Origin of the sequence: Lachnoclostridium sp. Marseille-P6806, from assembly GCF_964238185.1 — a bacterium.
GTDB lineage: Bacteria > Bacillota > Clostridia > Lachnospirales > Lachnospiraceae > Brotaphodocola.
Genome location: NZ_CAXSLG010000003.1, coordinates 109,160 through 130,146, shown reverse-complemented (window position 1 = coordinate 130,146; position 20,987 = coordinate 109,160). Strand labels below are relative to the sequence as shown.

Here is a 20,987-nt window from a genome sequence, read left to right as displayed (position 1 = left end):
GATTTATTATGATAGGGGGTACGGAACACATGGATGAAAAAAGGAACTGGCAATCAAAAATTGCAGGGATATTTCTGATACTCCTAGGTTATTTTTTAGGCGGAAATGCCCCAAAAACGGGATATTGTTATGGCGATAGGGTATTCGAATTTTTGGGCTTGCCTGCATGGTCAGAGGGAATGACAGGAACGCATTTATCCGGGAATCATTGGTATTTTCATAATAATCGTTGGAATCGGACTGATTACTCCACGGAAAAAGAATATGCGCATTGTTATGTGGATTGCGGTGATTCTGCTTCTGCTTCTGCTTTTGATAAGTCTTCTTTAGCCTGTTCGCTTTCGAAAAATAGAGAAATAAATCTTGATATATTTGGAAATGGAAAAGCAGGGGATGGGAATCCTGACAGAAAGGGGAAGTGTTTGTGACAAGAATCAAAGCTTTGAACCGTTATCAAAAAGCTGTCCTGATCGTTATGGGAGTCATGATTTTGATTTTTACGGTTCTTTATTTCAGGACGATTTCAAGGGTTGGATTTGAATATCAGGATACAATTTTTGTGCCATATCAGGAGAATGGAAGTATGGTATATTCCGGCAAGTTTCAGGGAAAACAGTCTCATTTTACTGTGTCAGAGAAGAAAACCGTTATGTTTCAGTGGGGGGATATGGTATATGGGCCTTATACAGCGAAAGAGGATCCCGCGGCGATTCCAAAGGATGATGAGTTTGCAGAGGGGATGACCGGCGTGGCGCTTTATCAGGGGGAGGATATTCTGTTTCGCGGCGGAGTTTTGAAAACGGAGGACATCTATTGGTTGTATAATGAGGACGGCAGCCTGGAGAATCTCAGGCTTTCCTTTACTGGCAGCGACGGAATTGAGCGAGATGAATATGGAAATGAGATTGATTCTGTGCAGCCGACTGCAGATACGATACTGAAATTGATGGATGGGCCGGAGCTGATGCATAAAGGGGAATGGCTTATGTGGTTTGGCGCTGTCTGTGTCTGCATTCTCAATGGGCTTTCTATTTTGTTTGCAGATGAGCTGTTTCGTTGGAATCTTTCTTTCCAGATTCGCAATGCAGAACATGCGGAGCCGTCTGAAATGCAAATTGCAGGAAGATATATCAGCTGGACGGTTTTGACGATTATGGCCCTGGCGCTTTTTATCATGGGGCTTCAGTAACAGGAATTTTAACAGGCTCAGGAGCGAATCATTCAAAAAGGAGGACGTGTGATAAATGAAAAAAGGAATTGGAATTATCAGCTGCATCATTGGTATTTTATTGGCTGTGATTGGAGTTGTGATGAAGGTGAAAGGAACCATGGCTGTTTCTATTATTGGAGGGGCAGATGGTCCCACATCTGTTTTTGTTGCAGGAAAATTGAATGGAGATTTGTCTAATGCTCTTATTATTGCAGGAGCGATTGTATTGGGAATTGTTTTGCTTGTGTGCTGGAAGAAAAAGTCTTAAAAGCCTGAAGAAAAGGAGCGGAAAATGAAATTAAAGAACGTACTGATCGTTGTGAAGGATATAGAAAAATCCAGACAGTTTTACCATGACCTGTTCGGTCTTGATTTAATCCTGGATAATGACGGAAATATGATTTTGACGGAGGGACTTGTGCTCAAGGATGAAAAAATCTGGAAGGAGCTTTTGGGGAAGGAGATTCTTCCGGAAAGCAATTCCTGTGAGCTGTATTTTGAGGAACAAAACATAGAAGCATTTGCAGAAAAGCTGGAGAGGCTTTATCCTTCGATTCGATATGTGAATAAACTGGTTGTTCACAGCTGGGGACAGAAGGTCGTTCGTTTTTATGATTTGGATGGAAATCTGATTGAGGTAGGGACTCCAGTGTGATGAGATGGCTTAGGCTGAAAAGACGGCAGGGTGGTTTGCAGGAATCAATCAAAGACTGGTCAGGATCCTGTTGTCTGTGGTATAATGCTTGGTATAAAATCTGCGTAGAATGGAGGAAATTCATATGAGTACGAGAGCAGAATTAAAGGGAAGGGCGAAGAACTGCCTGAGGCAGTATTTTATGCCGGCGCTGCTGGTTTGTATCGTTCAGATGCTTCTGACAGGAACCTTACCGCTTCCAAGAATGGGTGTTTCCCTGAATGTCAATACTGTAGGAAGTGCGATTACAGGGGGCGGAGGCCTTGCAGAAACCCTGGGAGAGGGCGATCTGGGATATATGCTGATGGTGCTGCCTGTGCTTTTGATGGGAATGCTGTTTTCCTTTGCCATAGGGACTTTGTATTCCGTATTTGTCGGAAATGTGATTTATGTAGGATCCAGCCGGTATTTTATGGAAAGCAGAGAGTACGGACAGGATCGGGGAATCGGAAAGCTGTTTTACGGATTTAAAAGCGGAGCTTATCTGAATACGGTTTTTACTATGTTTATGATGAACCTGTTTATTTTTCTCTGGTCTCTGCTTCTGGTAGTGCCGGGAATTATCAAATCCTATCAGTATCGGATGGTTCCCTATATTATGGCGGAGAATCCCCAGATGAATTATCGGGACGCACTGGCTCTCAGCAGCCGCATGACAGAAGGCCATAAGCTGGAGCTGTTTATTCTGGAGCTGTCGTTTGTGGGATGGATAATTCTGGGAAGTCTTTTATGCGGAATCGGAGTGATTTTCGTTCAGCCTTATATTAATGCAACCTTTGCAGAGGTCTATGCAGAGATGCGAAAGGCATCAGGAGCAGCGGGACGGGAGCTGCCTGGATTTGGCCGTCCTGAGGACGATGCGCCGTATACCTATTATACAATGGAGTGATCCGGTCGGATCACTCCTTGCACCAAGGAGAAAATGATGGTATACTGTCGTGGTGAATTTGATGTAAAGTGCCAATCAGGAAGGAAAAGTCATGACTGAAAACTGTGAATACGCCATCCAGGTACAGGATGTAAGCAAGATATACCGGTTGTATGAAAAGCCGATTGATCGCCTGAAGGAATCCCTGAGTCTGACACATAAAAGCTATCACAGGGATTTTTTTGCCCTCAGCAACATCTCTTTTCAGGTGAAAAAGGGAGAAACCGTGGGCATTATCGGAACCAATGGATCCGGAAAATCTACAATCCTGAAGATTATTACCGGAGTGCTGACTCCTACAACGGGAAATGTTCGGGTAAGCGGAGTGATTTCCGCACTTCTGGAGCTGGGTGCCGGATTCAATATGGACTATACCGGAATTGAAAATGTATATATGAACGGTACGATGATGGGATTTACCCGCAGCCAGATGGATGAAAAGCTGCCGGAGATTCTGGAATTTGCCGATATCGGTGATTTTGTATATCAGCCGGTAAAAACCTATTCCAGCGGTATGTTTGTGCGGCTGGCTTTTGCGCTGGCAATTAATGTAGAACCGGAAATCCTGATCGTAGATGAGGCTCTGTCTGTGGGAGATGTATTTTTCCAGTCCAAGTGTTACCGGCGAATGGAAGAAATCCGAAAGCAGGGAACCACGATCCTTATGGTTACCCACGATATGGGCAGTGTTATTAAGTACTGTGACCGGGTAGTGCTTCTCAATAAGGGACACTATGTGGCAGAAGGCCCGGCCGGAAAAATGGTAGATTTATATAAGAAGATTCTGGCAAACCAGATGGATGCTCTGGAGGAGGAGCTGGCGGAGATGAATGATTTCTCCGGCGGAATGGACGGACGGGGAAGCAAGGCTGCCGGAGAGACGGACGAGAGCGAAGGAAGCTCGAAGGAAAGGGACGCAGACGGCAGCTCAAAATGCCTGTCTGGACAGGAAGTCCTTTCAGAAGACAAAAATCAGGGACTGATGAAGGATAAAATTTCCATAAATCCCAACCGTACAGAGTATGGAAATGGAAAAGCGGAGATTTACGATCTGGGTCTGTTTGATGAACGGGGCAATCTGACCAACCTGCTTCTGAAGGGCGAGTATTTTGAAATCAAGGAACGGATTCGTTTCTTTGATACCATTCAGGCGCCGATCTTTACTTATACGATTAAGGATAAAAAAGGCGCGGATTTGACCGGAACCAATACCATGTTTGAAGGCGCAGATGTAAAGCCGGTAGGGCAGGGAGATGAATATGAAGTAACCTTCCGTCAGAAAATGACGCTTCAGGGCGGGGAGTATCTGCTGAGTATGAGCTGCACTGGTTTTGAACAGGGAGAGCACACCGTATACCACCGGCTCTACGACATTGCCAGTATTACGGTGATTTCCAATAAGAACACAGTAGGCGTCTATGATATGGAGTCTGAGGTGGAAACGGTTTTAAGAAAAGGACAGGAACATGAAAAAAATTGACGATGAGATACAGCTCCTTTTAAAAGAGCACAATGGAAATATCCGAGAGATTCTGGAAGAGAACAGCCGTCTGGATTATCTGTATGCTCTTTCTGAACAGAGAGAGCTTTTGCTGGAGTGGTATGATTTTGACCCTGAGGGAGAGCTTCTTCAGATAGGCGCGGATTACGGAGCCATGACCGGGCTTTTCCGCACCAGTGTGGCTCAGGTAACGGTACTGGATGAGGATGCCAATGCCCTCCGCACTGTGGAATTGCGTTATCCCGGCGCAGCTAACATCCGGTATGAAAATGGTTCGCTTTTTGATTTGAAGGAAGAGCGCGCAGAGGGATTTGACTATGTGGTGTTTGCAGGTACTCTGCAGGCGCCCTATGAAGAACAGCTGCAGGCGGCTAAGGCATTGTTAAAGCCAGACGGGGTTTTGATTGTGGCAGTTCCCAATGCGCTTGGAATGAAATATTTTTCAGGAACAGCAGATGAAGCCAATGCTATGACAAAGGTGCAGCTGGCCCAGCTGCTGCCAGGGGGACGGTTCTATTATCCCATGCCTGATTACCGCATACCGGTCAGCATTTATTCGGATCAGTATCTTCCCAAGAAGGGAGATATGACCAGAGTGACTCCGGCCTATGATTACCCAAGATATCATATGATGGATATGGGACAGAAATTTGATACAGCCTGTGAGGCAGGCCTGTTTGATCTCTATGCCAACTCTTATCTGGTATTCTGGAGTAGCAGCCCGGAGCGCCTGGAAAATGGAGAGGATCCGATTTATGTAAAATACAACAAAACCCGAAAGGAAGTTTTCCAGATTAAAACCTGTATCTGCGAGGCTAAGAAAGAGGGAGGCCGCAGACGGTATGTGGAGAAGGCCGCTCTCAGTCTGGCAGGATCTGCTCATATTGATTCCTTCCGAAAAAAAGAGGAGGAGCTGATGCAGCAGCACCGGGTGCTGAAGGTGGCCAGTCCGGAATATCGCCCGGACAGGAATTCGGCATTTTTCCCCTATCTGGAGGGACAGACCTGGGCAGAAAAGCTGGGGCAGCAGATTTCCGGCGGACAGCTTCCTCTTGAGGCTCTGAGTCAGGCTCTGGATCAGGTTTATGATATCAGACCGGAATTCCGAAGCAGCTTTTTGAGAACAGAGGAGTTTGACGAGGTATTCGGTCAGGGTCTTTGTGAGGAGGAGCTGGCGCTTTTGGGGCAGGACACTGCCTGTCGTGTATCCAATATCGATGCTCTTTTTGAAAATATGCTTTTGACAGAGGATGGTATTTACTGTCTGGACTATGAATGGGTATTTTTATTCCCGGTTCCGGAGCATTTTGTAAAATATCGGATTCTGTATTATTTTTATGAGCAGTACAGCAGCGTTATGAAGCAGCTTTCTTTGGATCAGATCTTGTCTGCCTTCGGCATTACGCCGGAGATGGCAGAGGTCTACCGGAAGATGGAAGTGAATTTCCAGAATTATGTTCATGGGGAAAATCAGCAGCTGTATCTGGGCAATTATATGGTATATTCCAGAGGCGTTAAGGAAATCCGCCAGACAGAGAGTGATCTGGCCCGGGCAAGAGAGCGGATTGAGCAGATGAAGATCCACAGCCGGGAAAAGGATGTGACGATTCGGAAGATTACAGAGGTGCAGCGGCTTACCAACAACCATGTGACCAATCTGGAGGCGATTATCCGGGATCTGCGCCATGAAATTGATGAAATGGGCAAGACCCTGGCCTATTTAGACAAGCACGAGGCGCTGCTGTTCCGGCTTCGCAGGAAGCTGGGAGATGCCTTTAATAAAAAGTATCCCAAGGGAACGCCCCAGAGAAAGCGTCTGGCCTATAAAAAAGAATATGTGCTTCATCCTATTCGTTCCATGAAGCTGTATTCTACTCCAGAGGGAAAGAACCTGCGGGACGGAGATTTCCACATTGGAGAAATTTACAAGCAGCACGGACGTCTGAAATTTGAGCAGGTGGAGAATCCGGTAGTTTCTATCGTGATCCCTGTTTATAATCAGATTCATTATACCTATGCCTGTCTGGTTTCTATTCTGGAGCATACAAAGGATGTGCCTTATGAGGTGATTATTGCTGATGATGTGTCTACAGATGCTACAGAGCATTTATCTCAGTATGCAGAGGGACTTGTTATCTGCCGCAACACCACCAACCAGGGCTTTCTGCGCAACTGCAACAATGCAGCCCGCCATGCCCGGGGCAAGTATATTATGTTCCTGAATAACGATACGCAGGTGACGGAAAACTGGCTGAGTTCTCTGGTTGATTTGATTGAACGGGATCCTTCGATTGGTATGGTTGGTTCCAAGCTGGTGTACCCGGACGGCCGCCTTCAGGAGGCCGGCGGTATTATCTGGAGTGATGGTTCTGGATGGAACTACGGTCGTCTGGATGATCCGGATAAGCCGGAATACAATTATGTGAAGGATGTGGACTATATTTCCGGAGCGGCGATTTTGCTTTCCAATGAGCTGTGGAAGCAGATTGGCGGTTTTGATACCCGATTTGCTCCTGCTTACTGCGAAGATTCGGATCTGGCCTTTGAGGTGAGAAAAGCCGGATACCGCGTTGTATATCAGCCCCTTTCCAAGGTGATCCATTTCGAAGGAGTGTCCAACGGAACGGATGTGGAGGGAACCGGACTGAAGCGTTATCAGGTGGCCAATTCCCGGAAACTGAAGGAAAAATGGGCGGAGGAGTTTGCGAAGCAGTGTGAAAATGACGGCAATCCGGATCCCTTCCGTGCCAGAGAGCGCAGCATGGGCAAGCCTATTGTGCTGGTGGTGGATCACTATGTTCCTACTTATGATAAAGATGCCGGTTCTAAAACCACATACCAGTATCTGAAAATGTTTCTTAAGAAGGGCTTTGTGGTGAAATTCCTGGGTGATAATTTTATGCACGAGGAGCCATACACGACAGAGCTGGAGCAGATGGGAATTGAGGTGTTATACGGACCGGAATACCAGGTTAAGATTTGGGACTGGCTGAGAGAGCACGGAGATGATATTGATGTGGCTTACTTAAACCGTCCTCATATTGCCTCCAAGTATATTGATTATATTCTGGACAATACAGATATTAAGGTTATTTATTATGGTCATGATCTGCATTTCCTCAGAGAAAGCAGAGAGTATCAGATTACTGGGGATCCGAAGATTCGGGAGGATGCCGAGTACTGGAAATCTATTGAGCTGACTTTGATGAGCAAGGCAGCGGTTTCCTATTATCCGTCCTATATTGAGCGGGATGCGATCCGGGAAATCGATCCGACGATTTCTGTGAAGGATATTACAGCTTATGTATTTGATCAGTTTAAGGAAACCATTCAGGAAGACTTTGCAAAGCGGGAAGGTCTGCTGTTTGTCGGCGGCTTTGCCCATCCGCCGAATGCAGATGCGGTTCTGTGGTTCGCCCGGGATATTTACCCGCTGATTCGCCAGAAGATGGAAGAGGCAGGAGCTGCGGCGCCGGACTTCTATGTAGTAGGTTCAAAGGTAACGGATGAAATCCGGGCTTTGGAGCAGCCGGGCAATGGAATTATTATTAAGGGCTTCGTATCAGAGGAGGAGTTAGAGCAGCTGTATGCAGAGTGCAGAATCGTGGTTGTGCCTCTTCGCTACGGGGCAGGCGTAAAGGGAAAGGTTGTGGAAGCGATCTACAACGGCGCTCCGATTGTAACGACGTCCATCGGTGCAGAGGGAATTCCTCAGGTAGAGGATGTGCTTGTGGTGGAGGATGAGCCGGAACAGTTTGCTCAGGCAGTTGCAGAACTTTATCAGAATGAGGAAGCCTGCCGGGAATTGTGTGAAAGAACGCAGCGGTATATCAGGGAGCATTTCAGCATGGATGCTGCCTGGAGAGTCATTGAGGAGGATTTCTGCCGCAGATAAGAGGGCAGAGGAGGCGCTGGTTGCTGGCTTGCCGGTGAGCGGAAATTGTAACAGTTCAGCCTTGCATCTTCTTGCCCGCTTACAGCGGACAAGAAGCTTTAGGCGTCCGCCTTATGTGAATTCAGTCAGAAAAATTCTTATGAAAGTAAACTTTCAACGAGTTTTTCGGACTGAATCCCCGCAAGGCTGAACTGTTACCGGAAATTGTTATTTAATTATCGCTTGTCTTTCCTAATTATATGAAGTAAAATGAAAGCATCGGAGAGATTTCCGATGCTTTCTGGTTTTTATGTCATAGGAAAGCGCGTCCTATGACATAAAAACAATCCGCGAGGATCGCCATGGGTTGGAAGAGAATTTTGTCACAGAAGCGACCCGCTGCAGGCGGAGAAGCTCGCGAACTTCTTTCTTACAGAGAATTGCAGCCAGCAGAGTGGAATTGTGAACAGGATGCAAACTTTTACCGGGTTTGGCAGATTTGTGAGAATAAAGCAGAAGGCATCAGAATACGAAAATGAAGAAAGGAGAGTCTGCTCAAAACAGTTTGGGCGGCAGGAATGATATGCAGGCAGTATTTGATGATTCCTTAATTACAGGCAATAAGATGATTGACACACAGCACAAAGAGCTGATTGACCGGATTAACAAGCTTCTGATTCTTTGTGAGAATGAAAAGCCGGCAAAGCGGGAAGCAGTTGAGACTCTGGATTATCTGGCGGATTATGCAGAATTCCACTTTGGCGAGGAGGAAAAGCTTCAGGAGGAGATTGGTTATCCAGGTATTGCAGAGCATAAAAAGAAACACGAGGAGCTGCGCCAGGTGGTAAAGGATCTGTATGCGATGCTGGAGGAGCAGGAAGGTCCTACCGCTGCTTTTGTAGAGTCTGTGAATGAGAACGTGACCAACTGGCTTTATAACCACATTCGCGGTTTTGATCGCTCTGTGGCAGAGTACCGATTTATGAGAGATAACGAAAGTCGTATTTAATAGTAACAGCTAAAGTTTCAGACAGGAAAATGCGTTGAAAGTTTGTTTTCATAAGCGTTTTCCTGTCTGAATTTTTATAAGGCAGACGCCCGGTGTATCTTGCGGATTATGTGGGAAAGAACCCAGGATTGTGCAGGAATCGCGATTTTCTTTTAAAACTGCAAAAAGAGAGCCTAGTATTGTGCAAAAATCGCCTTTTCCTTTTAAAAATGCAAAATCCACACCTAGCTTGTGCAAAAATCGCGGATATCCATTAAAAATGCAAAATCCTCATATTATAATATAAAATCTACTCTATAAAGTGAACACGCAAAATATATCATTGGACTTCAATTAAAATCCCCCCACAGTGCAATTCGAAAATAATTCTTAGCAAGAAACTAAAAAAATATAAATTCTGTGAAAAAACTATGACCTCTATTGACATGGTGACAAGGTGTCATTATAATGAAAACTGTTTTTCGGAGTATAGATGACAACTTGTCACCTTTTGAAACAGGGCTGAAAAAAGCTGATGGAAAGAACCGGGAATGGAGCTTAGAAGCATCGGCAGAATCAGCCATGAAAATCAAAGAGGATGAAGGGAGGGGGAACAATGCCTACAGAACGGTTTCACCGTTTGCCGGAGGAAAAACGGCAGGCTATTCGGGCGGCGGCTGTTTTGGAGTTTGCAAGAGTACCATACGAGAAGGTGTCAATCAACCAGATTATCCACAATGCGGATATATCAAGAGGCAGTTTTTATACATATTTTGTGGATAAAAAAGATTTGCTGGAATATATTCTTTCTGATGGATTTGAGAATATGCTTCAGCTGTGTGAAGAGGAATTGGAGGCGAACGGAGGCGACTATTTTGGATTGCTGGAATGGCTGTTCCAGCGGCTGATAGATGAGCTTCAGGAAACAAAGACCATGATGGAGGTTGTTCGCAATGTGTTTACCAGCCAGGAGGGTGAAAGTCTTTTTGGCATGGATGGGGGGATGTTCCGGACCCGGCATTCGGGGAAGGACGAAGATATGAAGATGAACCAGTGGATATTTGAACGTCTTGATAGAAGCAGATATCCTTATGAAAAGCCGGAGGAATTTGATTCGCTTTTACGAATGGGAATGATGACCATGACATTTTCTGTTAAATGGTATGTCCAGAATATGGATAAGGCGGAAGAAGCAAAAAAGCACTTCCGGGATGATCTGGAGCTTTTGAAGTACGGTGCGTATCGAAATAAAAACTGAAAAATGAGGAGACAATCATGAAAAAGAAAATTGTAGTCGGAGGAATTGTAGTAGCAATCGCTGCAGTGGCTGCCATAACAGTGCCAAGGGCGCTGAAAAAGAATGCCCCTGTGGAAGAGGCAGCAATTCCGGTTGTGGATGTGCAGACACCAGAAACAGGAACCATTGAGCTGTTCCGTGAGTTAGTAGGAAGTGTGGAACCGTCAGATGTGGTTTATATTTACCCCAAAATGGCTGGTGAGGTGACGGAGGTATTTGTAAAAGCAGGAGATGTGGTAGAAGAGGGACAGCCTATTTGTACCATTGATACCAAACAGGTAGATGCGGCAAGACTGAGTTTGGAAAGTGCCACTCAGGCGCTGCAGGATGCCCAGACGAATCTGGCCCGTCAGCAGGCTCTCTTCCAGGCCGGCGATATTGCCAGCGCTATGCTGGAGCAGGCCCAGACAGCTGCAAAGAATGCTCAGATTCAGTATGATTCAGCAAAGCTGAATTATGATCATCAGATGGAATATGCGAATATTACGGCAACCATCAGCGGTAAGGTAGAAATCTGTGATATTGAGGTACATGACAATGTTTCTCAGCAGAATCTGATTACTGTAATTGCCGGTGAGGGAAGTAAATCCGTTTCTTTTGCAGTGCCGGAGAAAATTGCAAAACAGCTTAAGACAGGGGATTCTATCTATATTGAAAAAAATGGCTCTGAATATACAGGAACCATCAACGAAATCAGCAGCATGATTGATGCAGCTACTGGGCTGTTTCAGGTGAAGGCCTCTGTTGAAGACGGAGACGCACTGCCAACCGGCTCTTCGGTACAGCTGAAGGTTACTTCTGACAAACAGGAAAATGTCATGACTCTTCCGGTAGATACCGTTTATTATTCCGGCGGAGACGCATATTTATACCTCTATGAGGATGGAACGGTTCATCAGGTTCCGGTAGAGGTTGGTATTTATGATTCTGAGCGGGTGCAGATTCTGTCAGGTATCGATATGACAGATGAGGTTATCACCACCTGGAGTTCAGAGCTGTATGAGGGTTCTAAGGTACAGAAATCTCAGGCTGGAGATACAGCAGCTGAAGAGAGTGCAGCAGACCAGACAGATGCAGAAAATACCGATGCAGCAGGAGCTGCCAAGGCGGAATAAGGATAGGAGGAAACAGCTATGGGATTAACAAGATCGGTCCTGAAACGCCCGGTTACAACAGTGCTGGCAGTGCTGTGCCTGATTGTATTCGGTCTTCAGTCCGTATTTTCTTCAAAACTGGAGCTGATGCCGTCCATGGATATGCCGATGCTGATTATCGCAACCGTATATCCCGGTGCCAGCCCGGAGGATGTCAATGACCTGGTAACAACAGAAATCGAGGATGAAATCGGTTCTCTAAGCGGTGTCGATACGATTCAGTCTCAATCTATGGAAAATATGTCCTTTGTTATGATTCAGTATGATTATGGTAAGGACATTGATGAGGCTTATGATGATCTGAAAAAGAAGATGGATATCGTAGAGGCAACTCTTCCGGATGACTGCGAATCACCGGTCATTGCGGAGATGAACATTGATGATATGCCGGTCATGATGCTTTCAGTAAATCATAAAACGGAGCCGAACCTGTATAACTATGTAGATAATGTGATTGTTCCGGAAATTGAAAAAATCACGGATGTTTCCGATGTCAGCGTCAGCGGCGGTCAGGAGGAATATATTCAGATTCAGCTGATCCCGGAAAAACTGAAGCAGTATCATCTGGACATGAGTTCCATTGCTCAGTCTGTGGGAAGTGCAGATTTTACCTATCCGGCAGGCGATACCATTGTAGGTGGGCAGAAGCTGTCAGTCAGTGCAGGAACAGAATATAATACAGTGGATCTTCTGAAGCAGATTCCCATTACTCTTGGAAATGGCAATACCATTTATCTGGAGGATATCGCAAATGTAGGAATGGCCCTGGAGGATACCACAGGCGTAGCCCGCTATAATGGCCAGGATACCATTTCGATTGGTATTAAGAAGCTGCAGAGCGCTGCGGCTATGGATGTATCAAAGGCAGTGAATTCAACCATTGAAAATCTGAAAGCTCAGGATCCGAATCTGGATATGGTGGTGGTATATGACAGCAGTGATGATATTCAGGCGTCTTTAAAGAGCGTAATGGAAACCATGGTAATGGCAGTTATTATTTCCATGATTATTATTTTCCTGTTCTTTGGAGAAATCAAGGCATCTCTGATTGTTGGTACTTCTATCCCAATCTCTATTCTGGCAACGTTGATTGCGATGAGGGCAATGGGCTTTACCTTAAACGTAGTAACCCTTTCGTCCCTGGTGCTCGGTGTCGGAATGATGGTAGATAACTCCATTGTAGTTCTGGAAAGCTGCTTCCGTTCTACAGAGGGAAAGGGACTGGTAGGATACCGGGAGGCAGCCTTAAAGGGAAGCGGCGTTGTACTTCAGTCTATTATCGGCGGTACGGCAACCACCTGCGTTGTATTTATTCCTCTGGCTCTGCTGGAAGGAATGACAGGACAGATGTTTAAGCCTCTGGGCTTTACCATTGTATTCTGCCTGGTAGCTTCTCTAATCAGTGCAATGACCATTGTTCCTCTTTGCTACTGTATGTTTAAGCCTCAGGAAAAAGAAAATTCTCCGGTAGGAGGGCTCTTAAGAGCCATGCAGAACGGCTATCGCAATATTATGAAGGTTCTGCTGCCGAAGAAGAAAACCGTTATTTTAACTTCTGTAGCTTTGCTTGTGCTTTCTCTTTTTATGGCAACAAAGCTGCGTATGGAGCTGATGGTTGCGGATGATACGGGAACCATTGATGTCAGTATTGAAACTCGTCCCGGCCTGACTGTGGAAGAGAATGATAAGATTTATCAGAAAGTAGAGAACCTGATCAAGAATGATCCGGATCTGGATTCCTATATGCTGACTTCAGGCGGAAGCGGAATGAGCTTAAGTACAGGCGGCGCAACCTTAACAGCTTATTTAAAGGATGACCGTGAACGGGAAACGGATCAGGTTGTAAAAGAGTGGAAGAAACTGCTGAATCAGGTGACAGGCGCCAATATTTCTGTAGATGCATCCTCCTCTTCCTCCATGATGTCTTCTTCAACAGGAAAGGCTGAGTATATTCTTCAAAGCTCTCAGTACGATGAGCTGAAGGAGGCTTCTGATGAGATTGCCAATGCTCTGATGGAGCACGCAGATGTAAGCAAGGTGCACACGACACTGGAAAACGCAGCGCCGGTTGTCAAGCTGAACATTGATGCAGTAAAGGCAAACGCAGAAAATATTACACCTCTTCAGATTGCCGGAACAGTAAGCAGCATTCTGGGGGGCAAAGAGGCAACAACTCTGAAGATTGACGGCGAGGAGGTCAGTGTTAATGTAGAGTACCCGCCGGAACAGTACGATACCATTGACGAGCTGCAGGGTATTGTTCTGACAACCAACAGCGGCACCTCTGTTGCGTTAACAGATGTGGCAGATATTGTGTTTAAGGACAGCCCGGCTGCCATTGTAAGAAAGAACAGACAGTATCAGGTAACCATTACCGGTGAACTGACAACAGACGATCCCAGACAGGTAAAGGCTATTGAGACAAGGCTGTATCAGGATGTGGTAGAGAAACACATGGGACCGAATATTACCCGTGCAACAAATGCCATGGATGAGGCGATGCTGGAAGAATTTGGAAACCTGGGCGGAGCCATTGCCACAGCAATTTTCCTGGTATTCGTTGTTATGGCGGCACAGTTTGAGTCACCGAAGTTCTCAACCATGGTTATGACTACGATTCCATTCTCTCTGATTGGATCCTTCGGACTTTTGTACCTGTGTGACGTGCCCATCAGTATGGCATCTCTTCTGGGATTCCTGATGCTGGTTGGTACGGTAGTAAATAACGGTATTCTGTATGTAGATACGGTAAACCAGTACCGGCAGACAATGGATAAGGAGACGGCGCTGATTGAGGCAGGTGCAACACGTCTGCGCCCGATTCTGATGACAACACTGACGACAGTAGTATCCATGATTCCTATGGCTATGGCTTATGGCGACAGCGGAGAGAGTATGCAGGGTCTGGCACTGGTAGACGTAGGAGGTCTGATTGCCTCCACCATTTTGGCACTGTTAATGCTTCCGGTTTATTATTCTGTTATGAGCCGTAAGAAAAAACCGGAACCTCATTATGATTAATGATTAGTCACTATTGATAAGCATCTTTGGAGGGATTTGAATGAAAATCTGGAAACGAGCACTGTCCGTAAGCATCACAGGAGTGATGCTCGCGGCGGCGCCCATGACCGCTCTGGCAGCCAGCCCGGAATTCGCCAGAACTTCAGAGGAGTGGGCGAGATTAAGAGACAATAAAATGGAGTATGATGAGCTGGAGGATCTGATTGCGGAGTACAATACCACGGTTCAGACCAATCAGCTGGATTTGAATGAGTTCCGCAGAGATTACGGGGATACCAAGGATGATGTTTCTGACAAATACCGGGATATGGCAAACGAGATTTATGCCAATATTTCCTATCCGGATTCCGACGATCCTACTTATGGCTATGTGGTTGCTTCCATGCTTTCTGCTGAAATCCAGGCAAAAAATATGGAAAAGCAGGCAGATGATAACCTGGAGGACAGTGAAATCATCGGCTGGAACTACAAGCAGGCAGAAAAAACCCTGGTAACTGTGGCTCAGAGCAACATGGTGACCCTGGAGAAGAATCAGTTAAGTCTCAAGCAGGCTGAGATTGCAAGGGATCAGGCGCAAATGTCTCTGACCAGTGCAGAAACGAGAGCGGCTATCGGAACAGCGACACAGGTTGATGTGCTGAATGCCAGGGAAGCTCTTCAGACTGCAGAGCGGAATGTGGAATCTGCCAAATCAAATATTGAGAATGTACGGCAGAAGCTTCTGGTGATGACTGGGTGGACCTATGACGCTCAGCCGGAGATCTGCCAGGTGCCTGCAGCTGACGTGTCCCGGATTCAGGGAATGGATCCGGCGGCAGACAGGGAAAAGGCGCTGGAAAATAACTATACGCTTTTGGTAAATAAGAAAAAGCTGAAAAATGCAGAAAGCGGAACAACAAAGGAATCCCTGCAGAAGACGATTGCAGATAATGAGCAGAAAATCGGTTCTGCACTGGTAACCAATTATCAGAACGTACTGGCAGCCAAGCTGGCCTATGATCAGGCAGCCGCAGAGCTGGAGCTGGCGCGCCGGGATCTGCAGAGCATGGAGCTTCAGTTCCAGCAGGGAAAAGCCAGCCAGAACCAGCTTACCACTCAGCAGTATGATCTTCAGAATAAGGAGCTGGCAATGAAAACAGCAGATCTGAATCTGTTCCAGACTATGGAAACCTATGACTGGGCAGTAAAGGGTCTGGCCAGCGCAGCCTGATAGGGAGGTGGCAGTATGAAGCACAGAAAACGTGCCATTGCGGCAGTGACAGTATGTATGCTGGCAGTGACATCCGTACCGGCATTTGCCTATTCTCCTACAGGTCCCGGCGCTTCGCCTGAGGCTGGCAGATACAGTGAAGAGGAGCTGGCAAGACTCCAGGATAATGTTCTGGAATACAGTGAAATTCAAAACCGGGTAAGGGAATACAACCCAACGATTTCCCAGGTGTGGAAAACCTATGAAGATACGAGACAGGATTATGCCAATATGGTAACGGAGCTGGAAAGCCAGTATCAGGTGGTAAAGAATCTGGCAGACAGCTATGAGAGCGCCGGAGAAATGATGGGCAATCAGGTTCTGATTTCTACGGCAAAGCAGCTGAAAAAGGGATATCAGTCAACGATGGAGTCCATGGAAGACACCGTAAGCCAGTGGAACGATAACAAATCAACCGGTTCCATACGCAGCTATGAGAGGCAGATGACAGCGGGAGCCCAGCAGGCTATGATTGGCTATGATACGATTCGCCAGAATATAGCAACGCTGGAGACCATGGTACAGCTTTATGACAGACAGTATCAGATGTACACCCGTCAGAAAGAACTGGGACTGGCAACGGATAAAGATGTTCTTTCTTCCTATACCAGCTTTCTGTCAGCTCAGTCTCAGCTGGCATCTCTTAATAATCAGGCAGACAGTGTAAGAAGAAGTCTCTGCCAGCTGCTGGGATATGATCCGGAGACCAATCCGGAAATCCGTTCTCTTCTGGCCTTTGATATGACAAGGCTGGAGGGCATGAATCTGGAAGAAGATACAAAAAAAGCGATTGGCAATAACTATACGCTCATCAGCCAGAGAACCTCAGCGGCAGGAAAGACCAATGCCAAGAGGGAAAACAGAAATAAAATTCTGGATGAAGGCGATCAGAAGCTGACAATCGAAATGCAGCGGCTGTATCAGGATGTGATGGATAAAAAAGCTGCTTATGATGCGGCAGCGACCGGCTATCAGGCAGCAGAAGCCTCCTGGGGGGCGGCGCAGCGCCAGTATCAGAACGGGCTGATTTCTGAAATTCAGTATATTGGCCTTCAGCTTGCTTATTATCAGAAGAAGGCTGCCTTTGAGTCAGCCAATTTAAGTCTGTGGCAGGCTATGGAAAATTATGATTGGGGCATAACCGGACTGGCAGCAGTAGAGTAGTCCGGAGCCGGGGATTTGGAAAAGGAAAAGGACGGAAACAAACGAAAACGGAATTCAAAATCAGGACGATGATTCTCCAGGGCGAGATAGTCGTCCTGATTTATTTGATTCCGAAGCTGGCTTCTGCTTTCCTTGGGGATTTCCTTGCAGGCGGCATCCACAAAGCAGAACCGGGGATACAGGACGCACCACCAGTTATGCCCCTTCCCTTTTCCCAGCGTAATCCGGGCGGCATCGTACTCGCCACAGGGAATCACCATATTGTCGTATACTCTTGTGGGAAAATAGCACCGGGTAATTTCCAGCTCTGCTCCGTAAGGATAGCCGCGCTGTGCCAGATACTGGCTGGCAGTTTTTTCAATCGCAGCCTTCTGTTCTCTCAGGCAGCGGATGGTTTCCTTCTTGCCCTGTTCTGGGGGAAGAAGTTCCTGAATATAGTCCAGAATCAGACTGCGGACTTCCAGCTTGACCTGCTGGTCTGCAGAACTGTCGCTGTTTGCCAGAATATGAAAGCGAAGCAGAGAGGGAGCGATTCTCTGTGCCAGCGCTTCCCGCTGCTGCTGCACCTGATTCATGGAAAGAAGAAGCGCCATAAATAAAAATCCAAGTCCCAAAGCCAGCTGACGCCGGCAGAATTGATATGTTTTCATGAAAAACCTCCTTGTTTTGTGGTTGCTTTTTAAGTATTGACAAATATGATATAATTAAACGTAACGATTCAGGACAGTGGAAAATCAGGCGGAAAAGCCGGACAGGAAGAGGTCTGCTCCTGAATGGATGCGGATAATCCGAGGTTATAACCAAGCGGGAGGAAAAAAGAATGGATAAGAAAAAAATCGCAGTGCTGTTTGGCGGACAGTCTTCTGAGCATGTAGTGTCCTGTATGTCTGCTGCCAATGTGATTGAACAGATAGATACCTTAAAATACGATATGGTGCTGATTGGAATTACGGAGGAAGGCCACTGGCTGAAAACCGGGTCTGTAGAAGACATCCGTTCCGGCGCCTGGAGAGACAGCAGAGTGGAAGCGGTGATTTCACCGGATGCTACAAAGCAGTGCATTATGTATACAGAAGGTGATTGCCGTTGGGAGGAAAAGGTGGATGTGGTATTCCCCGTGCTTCACGGTCTTTACGGAGAGGATGGAACTGTGCAGGGACTGTTCTCTCTGGCAAAGCTGCCCTATGTAGGGTGCGGCGTGCTTTCTTCTGCAGTGTCTATGGATAAGTTATATACAAAGATCATTGTAGATGATCTGGGAATTCGTCAGGCGGCCTATGTGCCGGTTATGGTCTGGAAAATGAGACAGGATATGGAGCGGGTGATCCGTCAGGTAGAGGAACGGTTTGCTTATCCGGTATTTATTAAGCCTTCCAATGCAGGCTCATCCCGGGGGGTTTCCAAGGCGGAAAACAGGGAACAGCTGATTGCCGGACTGGAGGAGGCAGCCCGCCATGATCGGAAGATTCTGGTGGAGGAGACCATTATCGGCCATGAGGTAGAGTGTGCGGTATTAGGTGGCGGAGAAAAACCGGTACAGTCCTCCGGTGTGGGAGAGATTCTGGCAGCAGCAGATTTTTATGATTTTGACGCCAAATATTACAACGAGGAATCCCGTACTGTGATCAATCCAGAGCTGCCGGGAAATGCAGCTGAGAAGGTGAAAAAGGCGGCTGAGAAGATTTTCAATGCAGTAGATGGCTATGGTCTTGCCCGGGTAGACTTTTTCGTGACAGACAGCGGCGAGGTGATCTTTAATGAGATCAATACCATGCCTGGATTTACGGCGATCAGCATGTATCCGATGCTGTGGGAGGCTGCGGGAATTCCGAAAAAGCAGCTGATTGACCGTCTGATTGAGCTGGCCTTTGAACGGTAAAAGGAAGGGGCTCAGGAAGAGGTGACCATGATTCAGACAGACAGAAATGCGCCGGTAGGCGTATTTGATTCCGGAGTGGGAGGACTGACGGTAGCGAGAGAGATTATGCGTCAGATTCCGGAGGAGAGAATCGTATATTTTGGAGATACAGCCCGGGTGCCTTATGGAAACAAATCCAAAGATACCATACTCCGTTACTCCCGTCAGATTATCCGTTTTTTGCGGACCAGGGAAGTAAAGGCGATTGTGATCGCCTGCAATACGGCCAGCGCCTATGCTCTGGATACGGTGGCTGCAGAGTCGGATATCCCCATTATTGGTGTGATTAATGCAGGCGCCAGAACGGCAGTGCAGGCCACCAGAAACGGAAAGATCGGCGTGATTGGCACAGAGGGAACCATTGGCAGCGGGATTTATACCAGAGTGATGAAGCAGCTGAAGCCGGATATTCAGGTGACGGGAAAGCCCTGTCCGCTGTTTGTTCCCCTGGTGGAGGAGGGACTTCTCCATGATTCTGTGACAGATGAGATTGCTTCCCGGTATCTTAGTGTACTGAAAGGAAAATATATCGATACGCTGGTACTGGGCTGTACCCATTATCCGCTGCTGCGTTCTACTCTGCGCAGACTGATGGGAGAGGATGTGGTTCTGGTAAATCCAGCCTATGAAACAGCGATTGAGCTGAAGCAGCTTTTGGAAGAGCGGGGGCTTGAACGGGATGGAGCAGAACCGCTTCAGGGAGAAAAGTACCAGTTTTTTGTCAGTGACCTGGCAGAAAAGTTTACCAGCTTTGCCACTTCCATTCTGCCTAACGAGGTAAAGGAAACACGAAAAATTGATATTGAAAATTATTAAGGAAACCGGGGGATGCAGATGACGAAGGACGTTCTTATTAAAATCAGCGGGCTTCAGGCCATGGATGGAGAAAGCGATGATGTGGAAATCATTACGGCCGGCGATTATTTTCAGAAAAACGGCAAGCATTATATTATATATGAAGAGGCCATGGAGGGATTTGAAGGGACTATCCGCAATGTAATCAAGGTGACGCCCAGGAAAATGGACGTTTTAAAAAGCGGCGTAGCCACGGCTCACATGGTATTTGAGCAGGATCAGAAGGCGCTGACCAGATATGTGACGCCAATGGGCGAGATGGTAGTAGGATTTTCAACGAATCGGATTCAGCTGGAGGAGAATGAGAACAGCCTGAAGGTATCTGTGGATTATTCTCTGGATATTAATTATGATCATATTTCTGACTGCAGTATTGTGCTGGATGTATGTTCCAGAGAGGGAGCAAGTCTGGAGCTGTAGGAGCTGTAAGGGGAAGCCCTTTTGCGGAATCAAAAAACGGATATCAGAGTCCTCGTTTGTGGGAATTCTGATATCCGTTTTGTGTTGTGTCCTGAAAGCCGGTAATTATTTGTCTGCTTTCTTTTCTTTTTTGAATCTTGCAAAGAAACCCTTCTTTTTCGGCGGCAGAGTAGGAATTCCGCCGCGGACGCTCTTCACTTCAGTGATGTAGATGCCGCTTACCACTACCTTGGCCTCGGTCTTTACCGGAAGCATCTGGAAAGCACGTTCATCAGCCATCAGAGTCATCACCTTAGGTCCGACCTTGGCTTTTACTACGGGAACCTTTGCCCAGCGCATGTACTTGGGTGTCTGCTCGTAGACCATCTTGGGAAGTCCGGCGTCTTTGATCTTCATCTTCTTTTTGTCGATGACGAGCATGGATACGACCTGCTTGGACGCTTCCAGAAGCTGCTCCTGCTCCACCTGACGCTTCTCCAGCTTTCGGCCGAGAAAATACAGTACAGCCAGTACAATGGCGGCAATTACAAGAATTACCAGCACAACATTGAGAAAAGTACTCACGGGGTATACCTCCATCGTGTTCAATATGTAACAGGACATACCTGTTTCAATAGTATAGCATTTTTTAGGGAAAAATGCAAGGAAAAAATACTTGACACCTTGACAGGCTTATGATATTATGGAGTGTGCACTATTGTGGCATCATGGGCA

18 protein-coding genes are annotated in these 20,987 nt (G+C 46.7%); 16 read left to right on the top strand and 2 right to left on the bottom strand.

Annotated elements, in window-relative coordinates; genetic code table 11:
* Positions 1-29: 29 nt before the first annotated feature.
* From ACESON_RS04740 to ACESON_RS04680, 13 genes are all read left to right on the top strand, one after another.
* Positions 30-428, top strand: coding sequence for a hypothetical protein (locus ACESON_RS04740; RefSeq protein WP_373108701.1), 399 nt, complete (start codon positions 30-32; stop codon positions 426-428).
* A complete protein-coding gene (locus ACESON_RS04735) occupies positions 425-1,189 on the top strand; it encodes a hypothetical protein (protein WP_373108700.1) in 765 nt (254 codons plus the stop codon). The genes ACESON_RS04740 and ACESON_RS04735 overlap by 4 nt, the downstream gene beginning before the upstream one ends.
* 55 nt (positions 1,190-1,244) lie before the next feature.
* Positions 1,245-1,478 carry a sodium ion-translocating decarboxylase subunit beta gene (locus ACESON_RS04730; protein WP_373108699.1) on the top strand — a complete coding sequence of 78 codons (234 nt, stop codon included), beginning with the start codon at positions 1,245-1,247 and terminating at the stop codon, positions 1,476-1,478.
* Between the two features lie 24 nt (positions 1,479-1,502).
* Positions 1,503-1,865 (top strand): VOC family protein, encoded by a 363-nt coding sequence (locus tag ACESON_RS04725; RefSeq protein ID WP_373108698.1) that lies wholly within the window; start codon positions 1,503-1,505, stop codon positions 1,863-1,865.
* A 124-nt stretch (positions 1,866-1,989) separates the two neighbouring features.
* A complete protein-coding gene (locus ACESON_RS04720; protein ID WP_177958839.1) occupies positions 1,990-2,793 on the top strand; it encodes a DUF975 family protein in 804 nt (267 codons plus the stop codon).
* A 91-nt stretch (positions 2,794-2,884) separates the two neighbouring features.
* On the top strand, positions 2,885-4,312 hold the full coding sequence (locus tag ACESON_RS04715; RefSeq protein ID WP_177958838.1) for a Wzt carbohydrate-binding domain-containing protein: 1,428 nt from the start codon (positions 2,885-2,887) through the stop codon (positions 4,310-4,312).
* Positions 4,299-8,228 (top strand): glycosyltransferase, encoded by a 3,930-nt coding sequence (locus ACESON_RS04710; RefSeq protein ID WP_373108697.1) that lies wholly within the window; start codon positions 4,299-4,301, stop codon positions 8,226-8,228. Before ACESON_RS04715 ends, ACESON_RS04710 begins: the two co-directional genes overlap by 14 nt.
* Positions 8,229-8,790: 562 nt before the next feature.
* Positions 8,791-9,216, top strand: a complete 426-nt coding sequence (locus ACESON_RS04705; protein WP_373108695.1) for a bacteriohemerythrin — start codon at positions 8,791-8,793, stop codon at positions 9,214-9,216.
* Positions 9,217-9,811: 595 nt separating this feature from the next.
* Positions 9,812-10,453 (top strand): TetR family transcriptional regulator, encoded by a 642-nt coding sequence (locus ACESON_RS04700; protein ID WP_177958835.1) that lies wholly within the window; start codon positions 9,812-9,814, stop codon positions 10,451-10,453.
* Between the two features lie 17 nt (positions 10,454-10,470).
* On the top strand, positions 10,471-11,607 hold the full coding sequence (locus ACESON_RS04695; RefSeq protein ID WP_373108694.1) for an efflux RND transporter periplasmic adaptor subunit: 1,137 nt from the start codon (positions 10,471-10,473) through the stop codon (positions 11,605-11,607).
* Positions 11,608-11,625: 18 nt separating this feature from the next.
* Positions 11,626-14,667 (top strand): efflux RND transporter permease subunit, encoded by a 3,042-nt coding sequence (locus tag ACESON_RS04690; protein ID WP_177958911.1) that lies wholly within the window; start codon positions 11,626-11,628, stop codon positions 14,665-14,667.
* Positions 14,668-14,707: 40 nt separating this feature from the next.
* On the top strand, positions 14,708-15,877 hold the full coding sequence (locus tag ACESON_RS04685) for a TolC family protein (protein WP_373108693.1): 1,170 nt from the start codon (positions 14,708-14,710) through the stop codon (positions 15,875-15,877).
* Between the two features lie 15 nt (positions 15,878-15,892).
* The gene (locus tag ACESON_RS04680) at positions 15,893-17,080 is read left to right on the top strand and encodes a TolC family protein (protein ID WP_373108692.1); all 1,188 of its coding nucleotides are present in this window, start codon (positions 15,893-15,895) and stop codon (positions 17,078-17,080) included.
* On the opposite strand, the gene spoIIR is transcribed toward ACESON_RS04680, so the two are convergent.
* A complete protein-coding gene (gene spoIIR, locus ACESON_RS04675; protein WP_373108691.1) occupies positions 17,041-17,730 on the bottom strand; it encodes a stage II sporulation protein R in 690 nt (229 codons plus the stop codon). The two genes, ACESON_RS04680 and spoIIR, sit on opposite strands and share 40 nt — an antisense overlap.
* 170 nt (positions 17,731-17,900) lie before the next feature.
* Here spoIIR and ACESON_RS04670 point away from each other — a divergent pair, with 170 nt between their 5' ends.
* Genes ACESON_RS04670 through ACESON_RS04660 form a run of 3 tightly spaced genes read left to right on the top strand, consistent with a single transcriptional unit; the run spans position 17,901 to position 20,273 of the window.
* Positions 17,901-18,959 carry a D-alanine--D-alanine ligase family protein gene (locus tag ACESON_RS04670; protein ID WP_373108689.1) on the top strand — a complete coding sequence of 353 codons (1,059 nt, stop codon included), beginning with the start codon at positions 17,901-17,903 and terminating at the stop codon, positions 18,957-18,959.
* 27 nt (positions 18,960-18,986) lie between these two features.
* Positions 18,987-19,814, top strand: coding sequence for a glutamate racemase (gene murI / locus ACESON_RS04665; RefSeq protein ID WP_177958439.1), 828 nt, complete (start codon positions 18,987-18,989; stop codon positions 19,812-19,814).
* A gap of 18 nt (positions 19,815-19,832) precedes the next feature.
* Positions 19,833-20,273 carry a DUF1934 family protein gene (locus tag ACESON_RS04660; protein WP_177958444.1) on the top strand — a complete coding sequence of 147 codons (441 nt, stop codon included), beginning with the start codon at positions 19,833-19,835 and terminating at the stop codon, positions 20,271-20,273.
* A 105-nt stretch (positions 20,274-20,378) separates the two neighbouring features.
* Here ACESON_RS04660 and ACESON_RS04655 read toward each other — a convergent pair whose 3' ends face one another.
* Positions 20,379-20,852 (bottom strand): hypothetical protein, encoded by a 474-nt coding sequence (locus tag ACESON_RS04655; protein WP_373108688.1) that lies wholly within the window; start codon positions 20,850-20,852, stop codon positions 20,379-20,381.
* Between the last annotated feature and the right edge of the window lie 135 nt (positions 20,853-20,987).

Bases quoted from the DNA above. Each gene is read 5' to 3' on its own strand.
- ACESON_RS04730 (WP_373108699.1), top strand. From the start codon at position 1,245: ATGAAAAAAGGAATTGGAATTATCAGCTGCATCATTGGTATTTTATTG.
- ACESON_RS04715 (WP_177958838.1), top strand. From the start codon at position 2,885: ATGACTGAAAACTGTGAATACGCCATCCAGGTACAGGATGTAAGCAAG.
- ACESON_RS04700 (WP_177958835.1), top strand. From the start codon at position 9,812: ATGCCTACAGAACGGTTTCACCGTTTGCCGGAGGAAAAACGGCAGGCT.
- ACESON_RS04725 (WP_373108698.1), top strand. From the start codon at position 1,503: ATGAAATTAAAGAACGTACTGATCGTTGTGAAGGATATAGAAAAATCC.
- ACESON_RS04690 (WP_177958911.1), top strand. From the start codon at position 11,626: ATGGGATTAACAAGATCGGTCCTGAAACGCCCGGTTACAACAGTGCTG.
- ACESON_RS04680 (WP_373108692.1), top strand. From the start codon at position 15,893: ATGAAGCACAGAAAACGTGCCATTGCGGCAGTGACAGTATGTATGCTG.
- spoIIR (WP_373108691.1), bottom strand. From the start codon at position 17,730: ATGAAAACATATCAATTCTGCCGGCGTCAGCTGGCTTTGGGACTTGGA.
- ACESON_RS04710 (WP_373108697.1), top strand. From the start codon at position 4,299: ATGAAAAAAATTGACGATGAGATACAGCTCCTTTTAAAAGAGCACAAT.
- ACESON_RS04655 (WP_373108688.1), bottom strand. From the start codon at position 20,852: ATGGAGGTATACCCCGTGAGTACTTTTCTCAATGTTGTGCTGGTAATT.
- ACESON_RS04660 (WP_177958444.1), top strand. From the start codon at position 19,833: ATGACGAAGGACGTTCTTATTAAAATCAGCGGGCTTCAGGCCATGGAT.
- murI (WP_177958439.1), top strand. From the start codon at position 18,987: ATGATTCAGACAGACAGAAATGCGCCGGTAGGCGTATTTGATTCCGGA.
- ACESON_RS04720 (WP_177958839.1), top strand. From the start codon at position 1,990: ATGAGTACGAGAGCAGAATTAAAGGGAAGGGCGAAGAACTGCCTGAGG.
- ACESON_RS04740 (WP_373108701.1), top strand. From the start codon at position 30: ATGGATGAAAAAAGGAACTGGCAATCAAAAATTGCAGGGATATTTCTG.
- ACESON_RS04670 (WP_373108689.1), top strand. From the start codon at position 17,901: ATGGATAAGAAAAAAATCGCAGTGCTGTTTGGCGGACAGTCTTCTGAG.
- ACESON_RS04695 (WP_373108694.1), top strand. From the start codon at position 10,471: ATGAAAAAGAAAATTGTAGTCGGAGGAATTGTAGTAGCAATCGCTGCA.
- ACESON_RS04705 (WP_373108695.1), top strand. From the start codon at position 8,791: ATGCAGGCAGTATTTGATGATTCCTTAATTACAGGCAATAAGATGATT.
- ACESON_RS04685 (WP_373108693.1), top strand. From the start codon at position 14,708: ATGAAAATCTGGAAACGAGCACTGTCCGTAAGCATCACAGGAGTGATG.